The sequence below is a fragment of the Pseudomonas sp. IT-P253 genome, assembly GCF_949768125.1.
Lineage (GTDB): Bacteria > Pseudomonadota > Gammaproteobacteria > Pseudomonadales > Pseudomonadaceae > Aquipseudomonas.
This window is the reverse complement of record NZ_CATKPT010000007.1, coordinates 49,508-72,345: the sequence shown is the minus strand read 5'-3', so window position 1 is coordinate 72,345 and position 22,838 is coordinate 49,508. Positions and strand designations below refer to the sequence as shown.

At 58.8% G+C, this 22,838-nt stretch carries 19 protein-coding genes; 6 read left to right on the top strand and 13 right to left on the bottom strand.

Annotated features, from left to right (window positions below):
- Positions 1-70: 70 nt before the first annotated feature.
- Positions 71-778, bottom strand: a complete 708-nt coding sequence (locus tag ACM6IR_RS04020; protein WP_007933170.1) for a TetR/AcrR family transcriptional regulator — start codon at positions 776-778, stop codon at positions 71-73.
- Positions 779-1,008: 230 nt separating this feature from the next.
- Here ACM6IR_RS04020 and lexA point away from each other — a divergent pair, with 230 nt between their 5' ends.
- Positions 1,009-1,617: a transcriptional repressor LexA gene (gene lexA / locus ACM6IR_RS04015; RefSeq protein ID WP_092270751.1), complete on the top strand. Its 609-nt coding sequence runs from the start codon at positions 1,009-1,011 to the stop codon at positions 1,615-1,617.
- A 10-nt stretch (positions 1,618-1,627) separates the two neighbouring features.
- Positions 1,628-2,101, top strand: a complete 474-nt coding sequence (gene sulA, locus ACM6IR_RS04010; protein ID WP_414906491.1) for an SOS-induced cell division inhibitor SulA — start codon at positions 1,628-1,630, stop codon at positions 2,099-2,101.
- A 94-nt stretch (positions 2,102-2,195) separates the two neighbouring features.
- Here the strand turns inward: sulA and ACM6IR_RS04005 are convergent, their stop codons facing one another.
- The 7 genes from ACM6IR_RS04005 to ACM6IR_RS03975 all read right to left on the bottom strand — a co-directional run bounded on the left by ACM6IR_RS04005 (position 2,196) and on the right by ACM6IR_RS03975 (position 10,878).
- On the bottom strand, positions 2,196-2,429 hold the full coding sequence (locus tag ACM6IR_RS04005) for a hypothetical protein (RefSeq protein WP_414906490.1): 234 nt from the start codon (positions 2,427-2,429) through the stop codon (positions 2,196-2,198).
- A 105-nt stretch (positions 2,430-2,534) separates the two neighbouring features.
- On the bottom strand, positions 2,535-3,059 hold the full coding sequence (locus ACM6IR_RS04000) for a DUF6586 family protein (RefSeq protein ID WP_414906489.1): 525 nt from the start codon (positions 3,057-3,059) through the stop codon (positions 2,535-2,537).
- A 294-nt stretch (positions 3,060-3,353) separates the two neighbouring features.
- Entirely contained in the window at positions 3,354-5,987 is a 2,634-nt protein-coding gene (gene topA / locus ACM6IR_RS03995) for a type I DNA topoisomerase (protein WP_414906488.1), read from the bottom strand.
- A 114-nt stretch (positions 5,988-6,101) separates the two neighbouring features.
- The gene (locus tag ACM6IR_RS03990) at positions 6,102-6,338 is read right to left on the bottom strand and encodes a DUF1653 domain-containing protein (protein WP_108219232.1); all 237 of its coding nucleotides are present in this window, start codon (positions 6,336-6,338) and stop codon (positions 6,102-6,104) included.
- Between the two features lie 87 nt (positions 6,339-6,425).
- A complete protein-coding gene (gene fadA, locus ACM6IR_RS03985) occupies positions 6,426-7,601 on the bottom strand; it encodes an acetyl-CoA C-acyltransferase FadA (protein WP_201118219.1) in 1,176 nt (391 codons plus the stop codon).
- Positions 7,602-7,630: 29 nt separating this feature from the next.
- On the bottom strand, positions 7,631-9,778 hold the full coding sequence (gene fadB / locus ACM6IR_RS03980) for a fatty acid oxidation complex subunit alpha FadB (protein WP_414906487.1): 2,148 nt from the start codon (positions 9,776-9,778) through the stop codon (positions 7,631-7,633).
- 662 nt (positions 9,779-10,440) lie between these two features.
- The gene (locus ACM6IR_RS03975) at positions 10,441-10,878 is read right to left on the bottom strand and encodes a hypothetical protein (protein WP_414906486.1); all 438 of its coding nucleotides are present in this window, start codon (positions 10,876-10,878) and stop codon (positions 10,441-10,443) included.
- Positions 10,879-10,981: 103 nt separating this feature from the next.
- On the opposite strand from ACM6IR_RS03975, the gene ACM6IR_RS03970 reads away from it, so the two are divergent.
- Positions 10,982-11,419: a universal stress protein gene (locus ACM6IR_RS03970; RefSeq protein ID WP_414906485.1), complete on the top strand. Its 438-nt coding sequence runs from the start codon at positions 10,982-10,984 to the stop codon at positions 11,417-11,419.
- Between the two features lie 193 nt (positions 11,420-11,612).
- On the opposite strand, the gene ACM6IR_RS03965 is transcribed toward ACM6IR_RS03970, so the two are convergent.
- The gene (locus tag ACM6IR_RS03965; RefSeq protein WP_414906484.1) at positions 11,613-13,529 is read right to left on the bottom strand and encodes an ATP-binding cassette domain-containing protein; all 1,917 of its coding nucleotides are present in this window, start codon (positions 13,527-13,529) and stop codon (positions 11,613-11,615) included.
- Between the two features lie 214 nt (positions 13,530-13,743).
- Between ACM6IR_RS03965 and ACM6IR_RS03960 the strand changes: the two genes are divergently transcribed.
- Positions 13,744-15,672, top strand: a complete 1,929-nt coding sequence (locus ACM6IR_RS03960; protein ID WP_414906483.1) for a transglycosylase SLT domain-containing protein — start codon at positions 13,744-13,746, stop codon at positions 15,670-15,672.
- Between the two features lie 240 nt (positions 15,673-15,912).
- Here the strand turns inward: ACM6IR_RS03960 and ACM6IR_RS03955 are convergent, their stop codons facing one another.
- Complete coding sequence (locus tag ACM6IR_RS03955; protein ID WP_414906482.1) at positions 15,913-17,700, bottom strand: ABC transporter transmembrane domain-containing protein; 1,788 nt, start codon at positions 17,698-17,700, stop codon at positions 15,913-15,915.
- 258 nt (positions 17,701-17,958) lie between these two features.
- Here ACM6IR_RS03955 and ACM6IR_RS03950 point away from each other — a divergent pair, with 258 nt between their 5' ends.
- Positions 17,959-18,138 (top strand): PA1571 family protein, encoded by a 180-nt coding sequence (locus tag ACM6IR_RS03950; RefSeq protein ID WP_414906481.1) that lies wholly within the window; start codon positions 17,959-17,961, stop codon positions 18,136-18,138.
- A gap of 181 nt (positions 18,139-18,319) precedes the next feature.
- Here the strand turns inward: ACM6IR_RS03950 and pdxB are convergent, their stop codons facing one another.
- Positions 18,320-19,462, bottom strand: a complete 1,143-nt coding sequence (gene pdxB / locus ACM6IR_RS03945) for a 4-phosphoerythronate dehydrogenase PdxB (RefSeq protein WP_414906480.1) — start codon at positions 19,460-19,462, stop codon at positions 18,320-18,322.
- Between the two features lie 334 nt (positions 19,463-19,796).
- Here pdxB and ACM6IR_RS03940 point away from each other — a divergent pair, with 334 nt between their 5' ends.
- Complete coding sequence (locus ACM6IR_RS03940) at positions 19,797-21,206, top strand: MATE family efflux transporter (RefSeq protein WP_414906528.1); 1,410 nt, start codon at positions 19,797-19,799, stop codon at positions 21,204-21,206.
- Here ACM6IR_RS03940 and tusA read toward each other — a convergent pair.
- Complete coding sequence (gene tusA / locus ACM6IR_RS03935) at positions 21,203-21,454, bottom strand: sulfurtransferase TusA (protein WP_111450598.1); 252 nt, start codon at positions 21,452-21,454, stop codon at positions 21,203-21,205. The genes ACM6IR_RS03940 and tusA overlap by 4 nt on opposite strands.
- 182 nt (positions 21,455-21,636) lie before the next feature.
- Entirely contained in the window at positions 21,637-22,710 is a 1,074-nt protein-coding gene (gene rlmM / locus ACM6IR_RS03930) for a 23S rRNA (cytidine(2498)-2'-O)-methyltransferase RlmM (protein ID WP_414906479.1), read from the bottom strand.
- Positions 22,711-22,838 lie beyond the last annotated feature (128 nt).

The window sequence follows — 22,838 nt, the reverse complement described above, 5'->3', positions numbered from 1 at the left end:
GGTTCAGAACGAGAGTCGGCATGGGCGGCTAGCTTAGCGGATGTAAGCTGTCGCGCCCACCCGCGTGCGGTTAAACCTTGGCGGCTACCGGGGTCGACTTGCTGCGCGGACGCAACTGCGCGGTGGCCATGGCCGTATCGGTAACGCCGGTTTCGGCGCGCATGCCAGCGGCCAGGAACGGCACCATCAGTCGCATCACTTGCTCGATGGACGTGTTGACCCCGAAATCGGTCTCGGCAATCGCGCGCAACGCCTTGATACCGGACATGCTGAATGCAGCGGCACCGAGCATGAAATGCACGCGCCAGAACAGTTCGATCGGTGGAATACGCGGTGCGGCTTCATTGACAAGCATCATGTAGCGACGGAACACCTTGCCGTACATGTCTTCCAGATAACGACGCAAGTGACCTTGGCTCTGACTGAAGGCCAGCCCCAGCAAACGCATGAAAATGGACAGATCATTACCGCTGCGTGGCTGCACCACCAGGGCTTGTTCGACGAGGATTTCCAGCAGTTCTTCAAGTGTCGGCTTGTTCTCGGGCTTGGCCTGACGCCGCTCCAGTTCTTTATCGAGACTGAGGCAAAACGGTCCGAGAAAGCGCGAGAAGACGGCCTGAATCAGCGCCTTCTTCGATCCGAAGTGATAGTTCACCGCCGCCAGATTGACACCGGCCTTGCTGGTGATCAGACGTAACGAGGTTTCAGCGAAACCTTTTTCCGCGAACAACTGCTCGGCAGCATCAAGAATACGTTCAACGGTTTCCGACTGGGCCATGACTACTCCGCCTGACAAACACTTGTTTGAAACATACGTTTCAGCCTTAGCCTTGTCAAGGCCTGGCGGTTCGTTTCGGGAATGGTCGGTCAGCTATTTAACCATACAACTGCGAAGCATAAATCAGCAGGTTGATCGACCGTCCGGCGGCAGGCAAAAAAAGGGGCATTGCCAAGACGCTTTCACTGTATATAATCCCAGTCACTGTATAAAAAGACAGAGCGATCAATATGCTAAAGCTGACGCCACGCCAAGCAGAGATTCTGGCCTTCATCAAACGCTGCCTAGATGACAACGGCTACCCGCCGACCCGGGCGGAAATCGCTCAAGAGCTGGGTTTCAAGTCGCCCAACGCGGCGGAAGAACACCTCAAGGCGCTGGCCCGCAAGGGGGCGATCGAAATGACGCCTGGCGCCTCCCGCGGAATTCGCATTCCCGGCTTTGAAGCCAAGGCCGACGAATCCACCCTGCCGATCATTGGCCGAGTGGCCGCCGGTGCGCCGATTCTCGCCCAACAGCACATTGAAGAATCCTGCAACATCAACCCGACCTTCTTCCATCCTCGCGCTGATTACCTGCTGCGGGTTCATGGCATGAGCATGAAGGACGTGGGCATCTTTGACGGTGACCTGTTGGCCGTCCACACCACCCGCGAAGCCCGCAACGGTCAAATCGTGGTGGCGCGAATCGGTGACGAAGTGACCGTCAAGCGCTTCAAGCGCGATGGCAGCAAAGTCTGGTTGATTGCCGAAAACCCGGAATTCGCCCCTATCGAAGTGAACCTGAAAGATCAGGAACTGGTGATCGAAGGCTTGAGTGTCGGCGTCATTCGCCGCTAAAGGAGGCTTTATGCAGTTCCCACACACACCACAGCAAGCCCAACTGCCGTTGTTTGAGGCATTTATGGCGCAGCCGTTGGCGCCCATCCTGAAAGACGTGATCGAGTCGCCCTGGAGCGCCGAACCTGAAGTTTTCAGTGAGCTGTCACTGCGTGGTGCGACCGGGAACTGCCTGAACCTTCTGGCGCCGATCCTCAGGGAATTGAGCCAGGATCAGGATGCGCGCTGGCTGACACTGATCGCCCCGCCCGCCAGCCTGACCCAGGCTTGGCTGAGGGACGCCGGCCTGAACCGTGAAGGCATCTTGCTGCTGCAACCGCGCGGCACTCAAAGCGCCCAGCAATTGACTTGCGAAGCCTTGCGCCTGGGCCGCAGCCATACAGTCGTCAGCTGGCTCAATCCACTGAGCACAACTTCACGGCAACAATTGATCAGCGCCGCCCGCACCGGGGACGCACAAAGCTTAAATATTCGACTGGGTTAACTGACACACAATATGCGCCTGGAACAGCGCAGGGCTTCTCCAAGGATAGAGAAGCCGATCTGTAGCGGTATCCGCAGAAACCGACGGACGGGGATCAATGAAGAACCCGCGCACCTTCTTCCGTGTTGAATTCGCCTTCCACCAGACGTCCCGCCATCTGCACACCGACGCTCAACATCGCCTTGGCGACTTCCACGTGCTGGCCTTGCAGGAACGCTTTGGCATCCTTGGAGAAATCCAAGGTAACCAGAGAACCCTCGTCCTCAGCCCTGCGCAACTCGATACGACCGTCTGGTAACTCGACAATTTCTAGAAAGGACGTTGGCATAAAGGTCTGTTCTCCACGAAAGGCGGGGATTATATAGGCATCGTTCAGGCTTCGCTCGGGATCTTGACCAGCAGCGTTCTTAATCACACCACTGGATGACCGAAATCAGCACTCGTTCAGGCCTTCGCGAAACCGAATCGCCAACCCTTTCAGATTCTGGCGCCAACTCTCCAGCTCGCTCCGGCTCAACTCCTCAGTTGCCTCTTCCTCATCCAGGTTAACAGCCAGAATCAGCGGCTGCGTCACGTCACCCTTGGGTTTGTGTGGAGCGCGAGGCGGCTGAAACAGTGCGGCATGGGCCGCCAACAGCTTGGCCAGCCAGGTTTCCGGATTGTTAGCCAACTCAACCATCTCGGCCATCTCGGGAATGGCGATGGCTTCCAGCACCTCGCGGGTCAGCAGCATCTCGGCCCGAGGCGCATTGGCTTGAGGCAAGCGATAGAAGCCGGCGATTTCATGGCACAGCCCCAGCAACGCACCGTACAGGTGAAACAACGCTGATTCACGCCCGGCCTGAATCAGCGCCAGAGAGTTCATCGCCCGCCCCTCTTCGGCTTTGGCGAGCGCCTCCAGCGACAGGCCAGCGAAATAAAGCTTCTGGTTGGTACGGGTATAGAGTTCGTAGGCCATGACGGCAGCCTCCACTACGAAATAGGTGCTTCACACAGATAAGACAGTGTCGTGGATCACCTCAACTTCCCGCAAGTACTGTCTAACCCTGAAACAGGTTTACACGTGCCCCCCCCTGTAGGAGAGAGCTTGCTCGCGATGGACTACAGAGCGCCGCGTATATCCAGAAAGCACGCGTTATCGTTAACAACCATCGCGAGCGAGCTCGCTCCTACAGGGGTAGAACGAAACAAAACAAAAAGGCCGCATGAGAACCCTGGGGTTGTCATGCGGCCTTTTTACACCAGCACCTGCTTAAGCCTTGGCGGCCTTCGCCGGACGCTTGTCTTCAACCGTCCACTTGCCACCGTCGTAATACGCCTTCCAGCCAGTCGGTTTGCCCTCGACTTCTGTCTGCACGTATTGCTCTTTGGTCTTGCGGCTGTAACGGATCACTGCCGGGAGGCCGTCCGGATCTTTCTTCGGCGCGTCGCAGAGGAAGTGGTACTTCGGATCGATCTCGTCCTTGTGCGGCACAATTTCCATGACCAACGGGGCACGGGTCTCACGGTTTTTCGGGAACTGGCTGGCCGCCAGGAACAGGCCGGAAGCACCGTCGCGCAGGATGTAGGTGTCGTTGACCTTTTCGCACTTCAGCTCAGGCATCTTCACCGGGTCCATTTTCGGCGGCGCCGCGTCACCGCTTTTCAGCAGTTTGCGAGTGTTCTTGCAGGTCGCGTTGGTGCAACCGAAGAACTTGCCGAAACGGCCGGTCTTGAGTTGCATCTCGCTGCCGCACTTGTCGCACTCCAGGCTCGGACCTTCGTAGCCCTTGATACGATAGGTGCCCTCTTCGATTTCGTAACCCGAGCAATCCGGGTTGTTACCGCAGATGTGCAGCTTGCGCTTCTCGTCGAGCAGATAAGCGTCCATCGCGGTGCTGCAAATCGGGCAACGGTGCTTGCCACGCAGCACCAGCGATTCAGACTCACCCTCGTCGTCCGCGGCGATTTCATCGCCCGGCACCAGGTTAACGGTGGCCTTGCAGCGTTCCTTCGGCGGCAGGCTGTAGCCCGAGCAGCCAAGGAACACACCGGTCGATGCAGTACGAATCTGCATCGGACGACCGCACACCACACACGGAATGTCAGTCATCACCGGCTGGTTGGCGCGCATGCCGCCTTCGGCGCTTTCGGCTACTTCCAGCTTCTTCTTGAAGTCACCGTAGAACTCGTCCAGCACGTTTTTCCAGTCGCGTTCGCCCTGGGCCACGTCATCGAGGTTCTCTTCCATGCCGGCAGTGAAGCCGTAGTCCATCAGGTTGGAGAAGCTCTCGGCCAGGCGCTCGGTGACGATGTCACCCATCTTTTCCGAATAGAAACGACGGTTGTGCAGCGCCACGTAGCCGCGGTCCTGGATGGTCGAAATGATCGCAGCGTAGGTCGAAGGACGACCAATGCCGCGCTTTTCCATTTCCTTGACCAGGCTGGCTTCCGAGTAACGCGCTGGCGGCTTGGTGAAGTGCTGGGTCGGATCAAGCTTGATCAGCTTCATCGCGTCGCCCTGGGCCATGTCCGGCAGCACGTCGTCGTCGCCTGGCTTGGTGATTTGCGGCATGACGCGGGTGTAACCGTCGAACTTCAGGATGCGGCCCTTGGCGCGCAATTCGAAGTCGCCGGCACCCACGGTGACGGTGGTCGACAGGTATTGAGCTGGCAGCATCTGGCAAGCCAGGAACTGGCGCCAGATCAGCTCGTAGAGCCGCTCTGCATCGCGCTCCATGCCCGACAGCTTGCTTGGCTCTGTGTTGGCGTCGGACGGACGAATCGCTTCGTGAGCCTCTTGTGCGCCTTCCTTGCTGCTGTAGACGTTCGGGGTTTCCGGCAGGTACTTCTTGCCGAACTCGCCTTCAATGTAAGTACGCGCCATCGCCACGGCGTCAACCGAGAGGTTGGTGGAGTCGGTACGCATATAGGTGATGTAGCCGGCTTCATACAAACGCTGGGCCATCATCATGGTTTTCTTCACGCCGAAGCCCAGACGGTTGCTCGCGGCCTGTTGCAACGTGGAAGTAATGAACGGTGCCGACGGCTTGCTGCTGGTCGGTTTGTCTTCGCGTTTGACGATGCTGTAGCTGGAAGCCTTGAGCTTCTCCAGCGCGGCCATGGCCTGGGCCTCGTTCAGCGGCTTGAAGGCTTCGCCTTTCTCACGAGCCACGTCAAAGCGCACGGTGGCGCCCTTGGCGCTGCCGAGATCGGCGTGGACTTCCCAGTATTCTTCCGGGTTGAACGCACGAATTTCGCGCTCACGCTCCACCACCAGCTTCACGGCAACCGATTGCACGCGACCAGCGGAAAGGCCACGGGCGATCTTGGCCCACAGCAGCGGCGAAACCATGTAACCCACCACGCGGTCGAGGAAGCGACGCGCCTGCTGGGCGTTTACGCGATCGATGTCCAGTTCGCCGGGTTTGGAGAAGGCTTCCTGGATCGCCTTCTTGGTGATTTCGTTGAACACCACGCGCTTATAGCGGCTGTCGTCACCACCAATGGCTTCGCGCAGGTGCCAGGCAATGGCTTCCCCCTCGCGATCCAAGTCGGTTGCGAGATAGATGGTGTCAGCATCTTTGGCGAGCCGGCGCAGCTCTTCGATGACCTTTTCCTTGCCCGGGAGGATCTCGTACTTGGCTTTCCAGCCATGATCGGGATCGACACCCATGCGCGAGACCAGCTGCTTGCGCGCTTTCTCTTTCGGCGTGAGCACCGGACCTTCACCCGCGGCGGCCTTGCCGCGCTTGGCGGCTGGCTCTTTGCTGGCGCTAGCCGAACCGCTGGTGGGCAGGTCTCGGATATGGCCGATACTCGACTTCACCACGTATTGGTTACCCAGATACTTGTTGATGGTCTTGGCCTTAGCCGGGGATTCCACAATGACCAGCGATTTGCCCATGGATCAGAAAATTCCTGAATTCTAGAAGTGAAAGGCGGTTGGCGCCTGACGCGGCACCGCTATATATAGTGGCTACAAGGTGAGGTCAAGCGCAGGGTTCGGCGCGCACTCAGCTTATGGCTGGGTAAAAAGACTCGGTTCGGCTTGCACCAAAGCAAAGCGTGGCACCTGTTCGCCGTCAACTTCGACCGACTCCAGGAACATGCTCAAGGGGCGTACCCAAAAGCCGTAATCGCCATACAGGGCTTGGTAGAAGACCACTTCCTCTTCGGTTTCCGAATGCCGCGCAACACTGAATACGCGGTACTGCGGACCTTTGTAATGTTGATAGAGCCCAGGTTGTATCGGCATGGTTTGGCCCTCACACAAATAAAAAATAAAAAAATTCAGAAAAACAAAAACCGGGGCACTTGGCCCCGGCTTCCATCAACGGAACGCTTAAACGCGTTCGAAGACGGTGGAGATGCCTTGGCCGAGACCAATGCACATGGTGGCTACCCCGAAGGTACCGCCATTTTGCTTCATCACGTTCAGCAAAGTGCCGGAGATTCGCGCACCGGAGCAACCGAATGGGTGACCCAGGGCGATCGCGCCGCCGTGCAGGTTAACCTTCTCGTTCATCTTGTCGAGCACTTTCAGATCTTTCAGCACTGGCAGGGCCTGTGCAGCGAAAGCTTCGTTGAGCTCGAAGAAGTCGATATCGTTAATGCCAAGACCCGCGCGCTTCAATGCTTTTTGTGTGGCCGGTACTGGACCATAGCCCATGATTGCCGGATCCACACCTGCCACTGCCATCGAACGAATCACCGCCATAGGCTGGATGCCCAAGTCCTGTGCGCGCTGCGCCGACATCACGATCATGCACGAAGCACCGTCAGTGATCTGCGACGAAGTACCGGCTGTCACGGTGCCGCCCTTCGGGTTAAACGCTGGCTTCAATGCCGCCAGGCTTTCCAGGGTGGTTTCCGGACGAATGGTTTCGTCGTAGTCGAACAGTTTCAGGAAACCGTTCTCGTCGTAGCCCTGCATCGGGATGATTTCGTCTTTGAACTTGCCTTCCACAGTCGCCTTATGAGCAAGCTGGTGGGAGCGCACGCCGAAAGCGTCCTGTTGTTCGCGAGTGATGCCGTGCATTTTGCCCAGCATTTCAGCGGTCAGGCCCATCATGCCCGAGGCTTTCGCCGCGTACAGCGACATGTGCGGGTTCGGATCGACACCGTGCATCATGCTCACGTGACCCATATGCTCGACGCCGCCCACCACGAATACGTCACCGTTGCCGGTCATGATCGCTTGCGCGGCAGTGTGCAGGGCGCTCATCGACGAGCCACACAAACGGCTGACGGTCTGGCCGGCGGCAGTGTGCGGGATCTGAGTCATCAGGGACGCCATGCGAGCGATGTTCCAGCCCTGTTCCAGGGTCTGGTTTACACAGCCCCAGATCACGTCTTCGACTTCGCTCGGGTCAACCTTGACGTTGCGTTCCAGTAATTTGCTGATCAGGTGCGCCGACATATCTTCAGCGCGGGTGTTGCGGTGCATGCCGCCCTTGGAGCGGCCCATCGGAGTACGACCGAAGTCGACAATCACGACGTCTCTAGGATTCAAGCTCATAAGTTCACTCTCACTCTAGTTGGGGGCGCTTAACCGAAGAAGCTCTGGCCGTTCAGGGCCATTTCACGCAGCTTCGCGGTCGGTTGGTACAGCGCGCCCAAATCAGCGTACTGGTCAGCCAGGGCAACGAACTCTGCAACACCGATCGAATCGATGTAACGCAGCGCACCGCCACGGAATGGAGGGAAACCAATGCCGTAGACCAGACCCATGTCGGCTTCGGCGGCGGTTTCGACAATGCCGTCTTCCAGGCAACGCACGGTTTCCAGGCACAGCGGGATCATCATCCAGTTGATGATGTCTTCGTCAGTGACTTCGCGCTGCTCGTAAACGATCGGCTTGAGCACTTCCAGCACCGACGGATCGGCGACTTTCTTCTGCTTGCCGCGCTTGTCGGTCTCGTAGGCATAGAAGCCTTTGCCGTTCTTCTGGCCCAGGCGCTTGGCTTCGTAAAGCACGTCAATTGCCGAACGACGGTCGTCTTTCATGCGGTCCGGGAAGCCTTCAGCCATTACGTCACGACCGTGGTGACCGGTGTCGATGCCGACCACGTCCATCAGGTACGCCGGGCCCATTGGCCAGCCGAATTTTTCCATGACCTTGTCGATACGGACGAAATCCACACCGGCGCTGACCAATTTGGCAAAACCGCCGAAGTACGGGAACAGCACGCGGTTGACCAGGAAGCCCGGGCAGTCGTTGACGACAATCGGGTTCTTGCCCATTTTCTTGGCGTAGGCAACGGTGGTGGCAACGGCCAGCTCGCTGGACTTCTCGCCACGAATCACTTCAACCAGCGGCATCATGTGCACCGGGTTGAAGAAGTGCATGCCGACGAAGTTTTCCGGACGCTTGAGGGCTTTGGCCAGCAAGGTGATGGAAATGGTCGAGGTGTTGGACGCGAGGATAGTGTCCTCTTTGACCTTGTCTTCCACTTCGGCCAGGACGGCTTGCTTGACCTTAGGATTCTCGACGACGGCTTCAACCACCAGATCCACGTGACCGAAATCACCGTAGGACAGGGTTGGACGAATGCCGTTGAGCACTTCAGCCATTTTTGCAGCCGTCATCCGACCCTTATCAACGCGGCTCACCAGCAGCTTGGCGGCTTCAGCCAGACCCTGCTCGATACCGTGCTCGTTGATGTCCTTCATCAGGATCGGCGTCCCTTTGGAGGCCGACTGATAAGCAATACCGCCGCCCATGATGCCGGCGCCCAATACGGCAGCCTGCTTCACGTCTTTGGCGATTTCGTCGTAGGCCTTGGCCTTTTTCTTCAGCTCCTGATCGTTCAGGAACAGACCGATCAAGCTCTGCGCTGCAGAGGTCTTGGCCAATTTGACGAAACCGGCAGCTTCGACTTCCAGCGCCTTGTCGCGACCGAAGTTCGCAGCTTTCTGGATGGTCTTGATCGCTTCAACCGGCGCCGGGTAGTTCGGGCCAGCCTGACCGGCGACGAAACCCTTGGCGGTTTCGAAAGCCATCATTTGTTCGATCGCGTTCAGCTTCAGCTTTTCCAGCTTCGGCTGACGCTTGGCCTTGTAGTCGAACTCGCCGGAGATGGCGCGCTTGATCAGCTCAAGGGCCGCTTCCTGCAATTTCTCAGGCTCAACCACTGCGTCCACTGCGCCGACTTTCAGCGCGTCTTCAGGACGGTTTTCTTTACCGGCGGCAATCCATTCGATGGCGTTGTCGGCACCGATCAGGCGCGGCAGACGCACGGTGCCGCCGAAGCCTGGGTAGATACCCAGTTTGACTTCCGGCAGACCGATCTTGGCCTTGGTGGACATGACGCGGTAGTCCGCCGCCAGGCACATTTCCAGACCGCCACCCAGGGCGATTCCGTTGATCGCGGCGACAGTCGGGACGTTGAGGTCTTCGAAATCGCTGAAAATCTTGTTGGCTTCCAGATTGCCAGCAACAAGCTCGGCATCAGGTAGCTTGAAGTTTTCGACAAATTCGGTGATGTCGGCACCGACGATGAATACGTCCTTGCCACTGCTGACGATCACACCCTTGATCGAAGCATCTGCCTTGATGGTGTCTACGGCCTGACGCAGTTCGTTCAGGGTTAGACGGTTGAACTTGTTGACGGACTCACCCTTGAGGTCGAACTTCAGTTCGACGATGCCACTTTCAAGAGCCTTAACCGTGATGGCTTTACCTTCGTAAATCATCAACTGATCTCCACGATATGGAAGCTGAACAGTACACGTCGGACGCAGGCGAATGGTTCGGCAGGGACGCTTTTCGTCGATGCTAACGCCAATCCACCCGGCACACCCGCCAACGCGATAGTCGGGATTCTGTAGGAGCGGTCTGAAATACAAACGCTCAATTCATACGCCCGTTTGATTTGGGTGCATCACCTTCACGGAATTTCCGACAATTGTCAATCGCCCAAAACACGGGGTGAAACGCGACTTTCCGGTCATTTCCGTACCGCGAAGCCCTGCAACACGCGGATGCATGTGAAGCCATTCATAGAATCAATAGTTAGAAATGTCGCCCTAATTCGCTGCAGCCTTTGTTTAACGGGCTACGCTGGCGAAACACTGAGGAAAAAAACATGAGCGCTTTTGGCGAATGCCCAGCGTAAGATCAGCCCCACCCCGAATTACCGGCCTGCCTGGCCAACTCCAGCCCGATGTTGATGTCGGGCTTTTTATTGCCTGCAAAAACCTGTAGCAGCTGCCGAGCCTGCGAGGCTGCGTCCGGCTGCGCAGCAGTCGTAAAATCAAGCCCCCCGGTATATCAGACTGACCGTGTGTTCAGTGTTTACGACGACTTCGTCGCCGAACGCAGCCTCGCAGGCTCGGCAGCTGCTACGAGACGGAGTTCAGGCGAGTGCTTTGAGGGTGGCATCAATCTGTTGCAAAACAGTTGCGTCACCCTTTTCGCCCCAATACAAGGTGATCATTTGCTTGTCCGCTTCGATCTTGTAAACGTTGTCTGGCAACTTTTCGAAATGAATCGACAACGCTGGATCTTCACAGACCTCTTGCCACTGATTCACCCAAATACCCGGCGCTTTTTGCCAGTAACTCCAGCAGGCCGGCCGATTCCCACGCCGTGGTCGATGGTATTGCGCACAGGGGCTCGGCGGCTCCTGACTCAACCAGTGCGGCCATTCCTGAGGCGCCAGCTGCATGGCCAGCCCGAGGCGTCGCGCCTCCATGCGCAGGGCCATACGGCCGCTCTGGTGGCGGGACGGCCGCAACCATGCCAGCGGACTCAACACCACCAGCAGGATTGACACCACTATCCAGACCGTCATATCTGTACTCCCGATTCTTGATGGGCGCATTCAGTCACTTTGGAAACAATGCGCTTGAAACCAGCCATACTTATCAATATTGCAACCTCAGGAGGAGCACCCCATGCCCTACAACCACATTCTGGTCGCTGTAGATCTAACCGAAGAGTGCGATCCTGTAATCCACCGCGCTCGCGAACTGTCGGTGAGCAACAAAGCGAAGCTGTCCCTGGTGCACATTGTCGAGCCGATGGCCATGGCCTTCGGTGGCGACGTGCCGATGGACCTGTCACAACTGCAACAACAGCAGTTCGATCAGGCCCGAGAGCGCCTGGACCGACTGATCTTGAAATATCCGGAAATCACCAAGGAATACAGCCACCTGACCTACGGCCAACCGCGCCAGGAGATTCACCACCTGGCCAAGGAACAAACGTGCGACCTGATCGTAGTGGGCAGCCATGGTCGACATGGCCTGGCGCTTCTGCTGGGCTCCACCGCCAATGATGTCTTGCACGGTGCGCCTTGCGATGTGCTCGCGGTGCGCCTGATCAAAAGCTGATAACACGAACCTCCTGTAGGAGCGAGCTTGCTCGCGATAAACCCGAGAACGCACGGGGGTGTCAGACTGTCAGCGTTATCGTTGACGACCATCGCGAGCAAGCTCGCTCCTACAAAGATCGATTCGGCCTTGCGCCATACAAAAAGCCCGACACTCGAATTACCGAGGTCGGGCTTTTTTACAGCAGGATCAATCAGGCATCCAGCTCGGCCCAGCGCTCGACCATAACGTCGAGCTCAGCCCGCAACTGTTCCAGCTGAGCGATCACCGCAGCCGTCTCGGCAGCCGGACGCTGATAGAAGCCGGCATCGGCCATCTGAGCTTCAACGACAACAATTTGCTGTTCCATGGCTTCGATCTGACCCGGCAACATTTCCAGCTCACGCTGCAACTTGTAACTGAGCTTCTTCTTCGCCACCGGCGCTTCAACCGCTGCAACCGGCGCAGCTTCGGCCGTCACGACAGCAGACGTCAGGTCGGCTTTGCCGGATTTGCTCTCGGTCACGCCCAGCAGGCGCGGCGAACCGCCCTGACGCAGCCAGTCCTGATAACCACCGACGTATTCGCGAACCTTGCCTTCACCTTCGAAGACCAGGGTGCTGGTCACCACGTTGTCGAGGAATGCCCGGTCGTGGCTGACCATCAGTACGGTGCCGTTGAAGGTCAGCAAGACCTCTTCCAGCAGTTCGAGGGTTTCGACGTCGAGATCGTTGGTCGGTTCGTCGAGAACCAGCAGGTTCGCCGGCTTGCTGAACAGCTTGGCCAGCAACAGACGGGCACGCTCACCACCGGACAGCGCCTTCACCGGCGTGCGGGCACGCTGCGGGCTGAACAGGAAGTCGCCGAGGTAGCTCAGTACGTGACGGCTCTGACCATCGATATCGATGAAGTCGCGACCTTCGGCCACGTTGTCGATCACGGTCTTTTCCAGGTCCAGCTGATGGCGCAACTGGTCGAAGTAAGCCACATCGATGCGCGTCCCCTCCTCCACTTTGCCGCTGGTTGGTTGCAGACCGCTGAGCATCAGCTTCAGCAGTGTGGTCTTGCCGGTACCATTGGCACCGAGCAGACCGATACGGTCGCCGCGTGTCAGGACCATCGAGAAATCCTTGATCAGGAACGGACCACCCGGGTGAGCGAAGCTCACGTTCTCGAGGACCATCACCTGCTTGCCGGATTTGTCAGCGGTATCCAGCTGAATGTTGGCCTTGCCGGTGCGCTCGCGACGTTCGCTGCGCTCGACGCGCAGGGCTTTCAGTGCGCGGACACGGCCTTCGTTACGGGTGCGGCGCGCCTTGATGCCCTGACGGATCCAGACTTCTTCCTGGGCCAGCTTTTTGTCGAACAGCGCGTTGGCGGTTTCTTCAGCGGCCAGCGAGGCTTCTTTGTGCACGAGGAAGCTGGCGTAATCGCCGTTCCAGTCGATCAAGCCACCGCGATCCAGTTCCAGAATACGGGTCGCAAGGTTTTGCAGGAAGGAACGGTCGTGCGTGATGAACAGCACGGCGCCCTGGAAATCCTTCAACGCCTCTTCGAGCCAGGCGATGGCACCGATGTCCAGGTGGTTGGTCGGTTCGTCGAGCAGCAGCAGGTCCGGTTCGGAAACCAGGGCCTGAGCCAGCAGGACGCGGCGACGCCAGCCGCCGGACAACTCGGCAAGGGTCTTGTCGGCAGGCAACTGCAAACGGCTAAGCGTGCTGTCGACCAGTTGCTGCAAGCGCCAGCCATCGCGGGCTTCGAGGTCGTGCTGAACGTGCATCAGCTTGTCCAGATCGGCGTCAGTGACGATGTTCTGGCTCAGGTGGTGATACTGCGCGAGCAGTTCGCCGACACCGTCCAGGCCTTCGGCCACCACGTCGAACACCGTCCGCTCGTCGGCGACCGGCAATTCTTGCGGCAATTCGCCAATCTTGAGGCCTGGCGCACGCCATACGGAGCCGTCGTCTGGCTTCTGGTCGCCCTTGACGAGCTTCATCATGCTGGACTTGCCAGTGCCGTTGCGGCCGATGATGCACACCCGCTCACCACGGGCGATCTGCCAGGACACCTTGTCCAACAACGGCATAGCGCCGAAAGCAAGGGACACATCGCTGAATTTGAGCAGGGTCATGAGCTTCTCCAAAAACCGGGCGCGTATTCTACCTGACTTGAGGCTTCAGAAGGCCGGCAATTTCAATGTGGAAGCACTCTGCATAACAAATGTTGCGAACTTATGCTGCTGGGCCGGCAAAGCTTTCGCCCCTTGCTGGCAAAAGGCTAAGCTACAATATTATTCAGTGCCGGTAGTGCCCGCACTTGTCCTGATTTTTCTGCTCGGATGTCTCATGCGCAGTCGCCTTTTGTGTCTTTTATCATGTTTGCTTCTCTCTGCCGCTGCCGTACAACCAGCCCAGGCGGTGGACCTGCTCACCCAACGCCAATATTACGACGAGGCCAAGCGCGCCTTGGCCAAGGGTGATACCGGTCCTTATTTCCGTTACAGCCAGGCCCTCAGCGATTACCCGCTGGAGCCCTACCTGGCGTATGACGAGCTGACCGCTCGCCTTAAAACCGCAAGCAATGAAGAAATCGAGAGATTCCTCGCCGAACACGGTGACCTGCCGCAAGCCAACTGGATGAAATTGCGCTGGTTGCGCTGGCTGGCCGATCGCGGCGACTGGGCGACTTTCGTCAAGTACTACGACCCCAAGATGAACTTCACCGAACTGGACTGCCTGAACGCTCAGTATCAGATCGGTCATAACCAGAAACCTGCAGGTTATGCCAACGCCGAAAAACTCTGGCTGACCGGCAAATCTCAACCCGCTGCTTGCGATGCACTCTTCGGGCAATGGGCCGCCGAAGGCCAGCTGACCGAGCAGAAACGCTGGGAACGCGCCAAACTGGCGGCCCAGACTCGCAACTATCCGCTGGCCAACAGCCTGGTCAACGGTCTGACCACCCTCGCCCCTCGCGGTCGGTTGCTGGTGGATGTCGCGCAGAAACCCGAGCTGCTTAACCAGCCATCGCGCTTCACCCCGGCCGACGAGCCGATGTCTGATGTGGTCAGTCTTGGCCTGCGCCGCCTGGCGCGCCAGGATCCGGACAGGGCCATGGACCTGCTCGACGGCTATGCCAGTAGCATGCACTTCTCCCGTGATGAAAAAGTGGCGATTGCCCGGGAAATCGGCCTGACCCTCGCACGACGTTTCGACGGCCGTGCGCTGGACGTGATGACCAAGTATGACCCGGAACTGCGGGACAACACGGTGTCCGAATGGCGCCTGCGACTGTTGCTGCGCCTGGCCCGCTGGGAGGATGCCTATCAGCTGACCCGCCGCTTGCCTCAGGATTTGGCGACGACCAACCGCTGGCGCTACTGGCAGGCCCGTAGCCTGGAACTGGCGCAGCCGCAAAACCCGGATGCACTGACACTCTATAAAAGTCTTGCTCGCGAGCGGGACTTCTACGGTTTCCTCGCCGCCGATCGTTCGCAGTCACCTTATTCGCTGGTCAATAAACCGCTGGTGCTTAGCCAGGCGCTGATAAACAAGGTGCGCAACACCCCCGGCGTGCGGCGCGCCCTGGAACTCCACGCTCGCGGGCAGATCGTCGATGGTCGCCGCGAGTGGTATTACGCCAGCCGCCACTTCAGCCGTGACGAAATGGTCGCCCAAGCGAAACTGGCCTACGACTTGAAATGGTATTTCCCGGCGATCCGCACCATCAGTCAGGCGCAGTATTGGGACGATCTGGACATCCGCTTTCCGATGGCCCACCGCGACACTCTGGTGCGCGAAGCGAAAAACCGTGGCCTGCATTCGAGCTGGGTGTTCGCCATCACCCGGCAGGAAAGCGCCTTCATGGACGACGCTCGTTCCGGCGTCGGCGCCAGCGGCCTGATGCAATTGATGCCTGGCACCGCCAAGGAAACCGCGCGCAAGTTCAGCATTCCGCTGGCTTCGCCGCAGCAAGTGCTCGACCCGGACAAGAACATCGAGCTCGGCGCCGCCTACCTGAGCCAGGTTCACAGTCAGTTCAATGGCAATCGCGTGCTCGCCTCCGCCGCCTACAACGCCGGCCCCGCCCGCGTGCGCCAGTGGCTGCGCGGCGCGGACCACCTGAGCTTCGACGTCTGGGTAGAAAGCATCCCGTTCGACGAAACCCGTCAGTACGTGCAGAACGTGCTGTCATACTCGGTGATCTACGGCCAGAAGCTAAACTCGCCGCAGCCGCTGGTGGATTGGCATGAGCGGTACTTCGACGATCAATAACCGGTAATGCCGGCTATCTAGAAGCTGTGTAGGAGCTATGTAGGAGCTATGTAGGAGCCATGTAGGAGCTGTCGAGTGAAACGAGGCTGCGATCTTTTGATCTTATCGGCAGTGCAGAAGATCAAGATCAAAAGATCGCAGCCTCGTTTCACTCGACAGCTCCTACAGTCCATCAGCCCATCAGCCCATCAGCCCATCAGTTACAGTCCATCAGTCCATCAGTCCTCCAGCCGCTCAGCACTACAAGTGAAGACCGAATTCAGGCTTGCCATCACTAAACTGCAACGCCGCCAACCGCGCATACAACGCATTGTTCGCAATCAACTCCTGATGCGTCCCCACCGCCACCAGTTTTCCCTGGTCCATTACCGCAATCCGGTCGGCATTTTTCACTGTGGCCAAGCGGTGGGCGATGACCAGGGTGGTGCGGTTTTTCATCAGGCTCGGCAGGGCTTGCTGGATCAGGTGTTCGCTTTGGGCGTCGAGGGCACTGGTTGCTTCGTCGAGCAGCAGAATGGGTGCGTCCACCAGCAGCGCCCGGGCGATGGCCAGGCGTTGGCGCTGGCCACCTGACAAACCGAGGCCGCCGTCACCGAGGTGGGTCTGGTAGCCGTTGGGCATGGCCTCGATGAAGTCATGGGCGTAAGCGATTTTCGCCGCTTCCTGAACCTGCGCCAGGGTTGCTGTCGGATTGCCATAGCGGATGTTCTCTTCGATGCTACCGAAGAACAGCGCTGGCGTTTGCGATACCAACGCGAAACAACGTCGCAGGTCCAGCGGATCAAGCTGAGTCAGCGGCACGCCATCCAGCAAGATGCATCCTTCGGCCGGGTCGTAAAAGCGCAGGAGCAAGTCATACACCGTCGACTTACCCGCACCGGACGGCCCTACAAGCGCGAGGGTTTCGCCGGCATGGATGGTCAGATTCAAGCCATCGACGGCGTAGCTTTCGGGACGCGACGGGTAGGAAAAGCGCACGTCTTGCAGCGCCAGATCGCCCTTCACTCGCTCAGGCAACGTCACCAGGCCTGCGGCCGGTGGCTGGATGATGTTTTCCGAACGCAGCAACTCGGCAATTCGCTCAGCCGCCCCTGCCGCCCGCTGTAACTCGCCGATCACTTCGCTCAACGTACCGAAGGCACTGCCGACAATCAGGCTATAGAAGACAAACGCCGCCAGCTCGCCCGCGGAAATCCGCCCGGCGATCACGTCCATGCCGCCGACCCAGAGCATCACCCCAACCGCGCCCAGCACCAGCACGATCACCAGGGTTATCAACCAGGCTCGCTGAAAAATGCGTTTACGGGCGGTGTCGAAAGCGTCTTCTACGGTGATGGCAAACCGCTGTTCGTCCTGAACCTGATGGTTGTAGGCCTGCACGGTTTTGATCTGGCCCAGGGTTTCGGATACATAACTGCCGATATCGGCGATCCGGTCCTGACTCAGCCGCGACAAATTGCGAACCCGGCGACCGAAAATCAGGATCGGCGCGATCACCAGTGGCAACGCAATGACCACGATGCTGGTGAGCTTGGGGTTAGTGATAAACAGCAACACGATCCCGCCGATCACCATCAGCAGATTGCGTAAAAACAGTGATAGCGAAGAGCCAATCACCGATTGCAGCAACGTCGTATCAGCGGTCAGTCTCGACTGAATCTCGGAGCTGCGATTGTCCTCGTAGAAACCAGGATGCAGGTAAATCAGGTGGTTAAACACCTGCTGGCGGATGTCGGCGACGACACGCTCACCGATCCACGACACCAGATAAAAACGTGCGAAGGTGCCGACCGCCAGACCGCACACCAGCAACATAAACAGACCAATGGACTGGTTGAGCAAATGGGGCGACTGGGTCATGAAACCCTGATCAACCAGTAATCGAATGCCTTGCCCCATGGACAACGTGATGCCCGCCGTGACAATTAATGCCAGCAAGGCACCCAAAGCTGGCCACCGATAAGGCGCAAGAAACCGACTGGTCAATCGAATGGCACGGCGCTGACGGGAGGAAAGCATTGAAATCATCCGATAGCCTGATCACAGAAAATTGACAGGGCTTAGCCTACACTCGTCCCTAACCTGGAACGCTATAAATCATAATGAGTCCGGTTAAATATGATCGCCAAGACTAGTGCCTAGGCGTTATCGGTCTAAAGTCCGGGTGGCAACGCTGCGGTATTTCTGGTGGACTGCAAGTGCCGTCCTGGAAAGATCGCGGGAGCTGTCACAACCCGGTCACCTGACGGTTTTAGAGTTAACACACACTTGATGAGGAGACAGGCCATGTCCTTGCAAAACAGCAGCGATGACAAAATTCAAGTGATCCGCACGAAGCCGCACCAGTCTCTGGGTTGCTCGATTATTGATGCAGAAGGGCGCGAAGTACCGATCACTGAAGACATGATCCAGAAAGCTTGCCGCGAACTGGAACAGCGATTGGTCAAGCCTGCCAAACAAAAGTGATGTAGCCATCGTCTTCTTGACCCGGCCCTGATGGCCGGGTTTTTTATGGGTATTGATCCAGGTATTTCGCTGCGGCATTTGCGAGCAGGCTCGCTCCCACAGGATCTCCAGTGAATTCAGAGGTTGTGTACGACAAGCCCCCAGCGGGAGCGAGCCTGCTCGCGATTGGGCCAACTCGGTTTCAGACAGCCATTGCACCCAAAGCCGCCACGATCTTCTGCAACTCAGGAGAATCCCCGTCAATGCGTACCTGCAACCCATCAATCTCCCGCCGCTGCGGGTAATGCTTGCGCAGCGCATCAAACGCCGCACGTTGCTCGTTCACGCTGCCGACGAGACTGCGGCGGAAATCCGCATCATCCCGGCGTGGGTCGTACACACCACGACACAACATCGCCAGCGCCCACGCCGGATCGCTGTCGGCGCTCAACGACACGCGCGACAACCACGGCGCCGGCAGTAAATCGCTCAAGCTGACCTGAGCCGATTGCCCAAGAAATTCGCAATACGCCTGGTAGATCTGCGCCGTCCCGCGCTGTTTGCCATCAAGGCTGTAGCCGGCGATGTGCGGCGTCGCCAACACGCAGAGTTCGGCCAGCGCCACATCGACCTCAGGTTCCCCCTCCCAGACGTCCAGCACCGCTTGCAGGTCTTCGCGCTGCAGCAGAACCTGGCGCAGGGCGGCGTTGTCTACCACCGGGCCACGACTGGCGTTAATCAGCCAGGTACCGGGTTTGAGTTGGTTCAAACGGTTTTTATCGAATAGATGCCAGGTTGACTGAGCGCCGTGTTTCTTCAACGGCGTGTGCAGACTGATGACGTCGCACTGCTCGATGATTTGCTCGAGGCTGACGAAATCGCCCCCTTCCGCCGCTTGCCTTGGTGGATCGCAGACCAGTACGTTCCAGCCCAAACCTTGCAGCACCTTGACCAAACGGCCGCCGACTTCACCGGCCCCCACCACGCCATAGGTACGCTTAGTCAGGTCGGCGCCTTCGATTTCAGCCAGGGTCAGCAGGCTGCCGAGAACGTAGTCGACCACGCCCCGGGCATTGCAGCCCGGCGCGCTGGACCAGGTGATGCCGGCCTGCCTGAAGTAATCCAGATCCAGGTGATCAGTGCCGATGGTGCAGGTGCCGACAAAGCGTACTTTGCTGCCGTCGAGCAATGCGCGGTTGACGTTGGTTACCGAGCGCACCAGCAGCACATCGGCCTCTTCGATGGTGGCGCGGTCGATGGAACGTCCCGGCACGCGACGGATTTCACCGAAACCGTGGAAGAAGGCATCGAGCAGCGGGATATTTTCGTCGGCAACAATCAGCATGGGCAGGCTCCTTTGGCGGATCGGCAGTGTAGGCGGAGATGACCTTAGTGGGCCAGCGGGCATTGCACACACCTTTGTAGCAGCTGGCGAAGCCTGCGTTCGGCTGCGAAGCAGTCGTAAACTCAGACGATGCGGTGTTTCAGGCAGAACGTGAACTCAGGGATTACGACTGCTACGCAGTCGAACGCAGGCTTCGCCAGCTGCTACAGGGGTTGCGTTGTCGCAATGTTCGGACACCGATTACAAATCGCCAACACAGGACTTTTCCTGACCGATGCGTCAACGCGTAGAATGCCCCGCCTCGCGCATCAATCCCTATTTGGACGTTTCGCCCTTGAATTCCGTGACTGACCGCCCCGCCGCACTTTCCCTCAATCGCCCGGCCCGGGTTCGCCTGGAGCTTAAAACCCTGCTCGCACTCGCCCTGCCGATCATGGTTGCGCAGCTTGCCACTACCGCGATGGGCTTCGTCGATGCAGTGATGGCGGGCCGTGTCGGGCCTCGCGACCTGGCGGCGGTGGCGCTGGGCAACTCGATCTGGGTCCCGGTGTTTCTATTGATGACTGGCACCCTGCTGGCCACCACGCCGAAAGTCGCCCAGCGCTTCGGCGCCGGCACCCACAACGAGATCGGTCCGATTGTCCGTCAGGCGTTGTGGCTGGCCCTGGTGGTGGGGTTGATGGCGACCGGCATGCTGTTCAGCGCGGAGCCGATTTTGCATGCCATGAAGGTTGATCCCGAGCTGATCGGCCCCTGCATGCAATACCTGCACGGCATCGCCAGTGGTTTGCCCGCCGTCGCCTTCTACCACGTACTGCGCTGCTTCAGTGACGGCCTGGGACGCACCCGGCCGGCGATGGTGCTGGGCCTGTGCGGGTTGGCGCTGAATATTCCGCTGAACTACATCTTCATTTACGGCCATTTCGGTGTGCCGGCCATGGGCGGTGTCGGTTGCGGCTGGGCCACGGCGATAGTGATGTGGGTGATGGCGCTGGGCATGGCCTGCTGGGAACGCTGGGCGCCGGCGTATCAGTCGAGTCAGTTGTTCAGCCGCTTTGACTGGCCGCAGTGGTCGGTGATCAAGCGCCTGCTGGGCATCGGCCTGCCGATCGGCATCGCAGTGTTCGCCGAATCGAGCATCTTCGCCGTAATCGCTCTGCTGATCGGCAGCCTCGGCGCCACCGTGGTGGCCGGGCACCAGATCGCCCTGAACTTCAGCTCGCTGGTGTTCATGATCCCCTACTCCCTCGGCATGGCCGTAACGGTGCGGGTCGGCCAGGCGCTCGGTCGCCAGAAACCGCGTGAAGCGCGTTTCGCCGCAGGGGTCGGCATGGGCACGGCGCTGGCTTACGCCTGTCTTTCCGCGAGCATGATGCTGTTGCTGCGCGAGCACATCGCGACCATCTACACCGCGGACCCGACAGTGATTCGCGTCGCAGGCATGTTGATTGTGTATTCGGCGCTGTTCCAGTTTTCCGATGCGATCCAGGTCACTGCGGCGGGCGCCTTGCGCGGCTATCAGGACACGCGGGTGACGATGATCCTGACGTTGTTCGCCTACTGGGGCATTGGTTTGCCGGTGGGTTACGCACTGGGCCTGACGGATTGGTTCGGCACGCCAAGCGGCCCGAGCGGGCTGTGGCAGGGTTTGATCGTGGGCTTGAGTTGCGCGGCGCTCATGCTGTCGATCCGCCTGACGCGCAGTGCACGCAAGCGGATCCGCATCAGCCAGTCGGCGGGTTAAACGAGTTTCTTGCGGATCCAGTAGAGGTAGGTGCCGGCCTCTTCGTGCTGCGCGACCAGTTCGTGATCGAGAAACACGCAGAACTTGGGAATGTCGCGGCGGGTCGAGGGATCGGTGGCGATCACCTTGAGCAGGCCGCCGGGCACCAGGTCACGGATGTGCTGGTGCAGCATCATCACCGGCTCGGGGCAGTTGAGGCCGGTGGCGTCGAGGGTGCCGTCTACCGGCGTATCAATCATTTCACTCATGATTCACTCCTGAAACTTGCCGGCATTGTCGCGCATTGCCGGGTGTTCGGTCATCTGTCGTCTATCACCTCCGTCCCTGTAGGAGCGAGGCTTGCCCGCGAAGGCCGCGCTGCGGTGTATTTGCAGGACCGAGGTGTGGCCTTCGCGGGCAAGCCTCGCTCCTACAGGGACGGTTGGGGGATTCAGCGGGATTTCGGTTTCTTTACGTCCAATCGGCGCAAGTGGCAGGTCACTTCCTCTCGGTCGTGGTACAGCTGCTTGCAGCCAATCTCCACCCGAATCCCGCGCTCCTTGAACCCGTCGGCAATGCGCTCCAGCAAGCGCTTCACTTCCGCGTAACGCTGTTTCATTGGCAACTTGAGGTTGACCACCGCTTCACGACAATGCCCCTCGCCAATCCATTCTTCGAGCATCGCGGCGTTGCGCGCCGGCTTCTCGACGATGTCGCACACCATCCAGTCCACCGGCTGCTTGGGCTTGAAGGTGAAACCGTCGGCCATCAAGTGTTGCACCAGTCCGGTGTCCATCAGGCTTTCGGCCATCGGGCCATTGTCGATGGCGGTCACCAGCATGCCACGGTTGACCAGTTGCCAGGTCCAGCCGCCGGGCGCGGCGCCGAGGTCAACGCCGGTCATGTCACTGTGCAAGCGTTCGTCCCACTGGTCGCGAGGGATGAAGTGGTGCCAGGCCTCTTCCAGCTTGAGGGTTGAACGGCTCGGGGCCTCACGCGGGAACTTCAAGCGCGGGATACCCATTGGCCACATGGCGGAATTGTTCGACTCCGCCAGGCCCATGAACACTTCACGGCCGCTTTTGAAGGTCAACAGTAAACGTGGCTTGCTGGCGTCCTCCACCAGTTTGCCGGCCGCCATCAGCGCCTTGCGCAGATGCACTTCGAACTTCTTGCAGAAGTTCGACAGCTCTTTGCCGTCGTTGGTGTCGACCATTTCCAGCCACAGGCTGCCGCACACGGGGAAGTCAGCCATGTGCGCGAGGATTACGCTGATGCGGTCGGTTTCCGGCAGGTCGATGAAAATCCCGCGCGCCCATTGCCGTGGGAAAATCAGTTGGGCGAAACGCTGACCACGCATCAGGCGCTCGGCGCCATCTTCTTCGGTGCAGATAAATTCGGCGCAGGCGCTGGCGGTCTTGGCCTTGGCATAACCGGCCACGTTCAGCCGCGCGGCATGTTCGGAAATCTCGGAACAGACTTCGCCTTCGAAGCCCGGTCGGCAATGCATAAAGAGGATGTTCATTCTTACTCCTGGGCAGTAGGCGAGAAATTCAGCCACTGCGCGATGCCCAGACTTGCGTTGAAGCAAAGCCTGTCACGAAAACCGGCGCATGATAGCCGAGTTCGGAACCTTGGACCCGGCCATAGAGT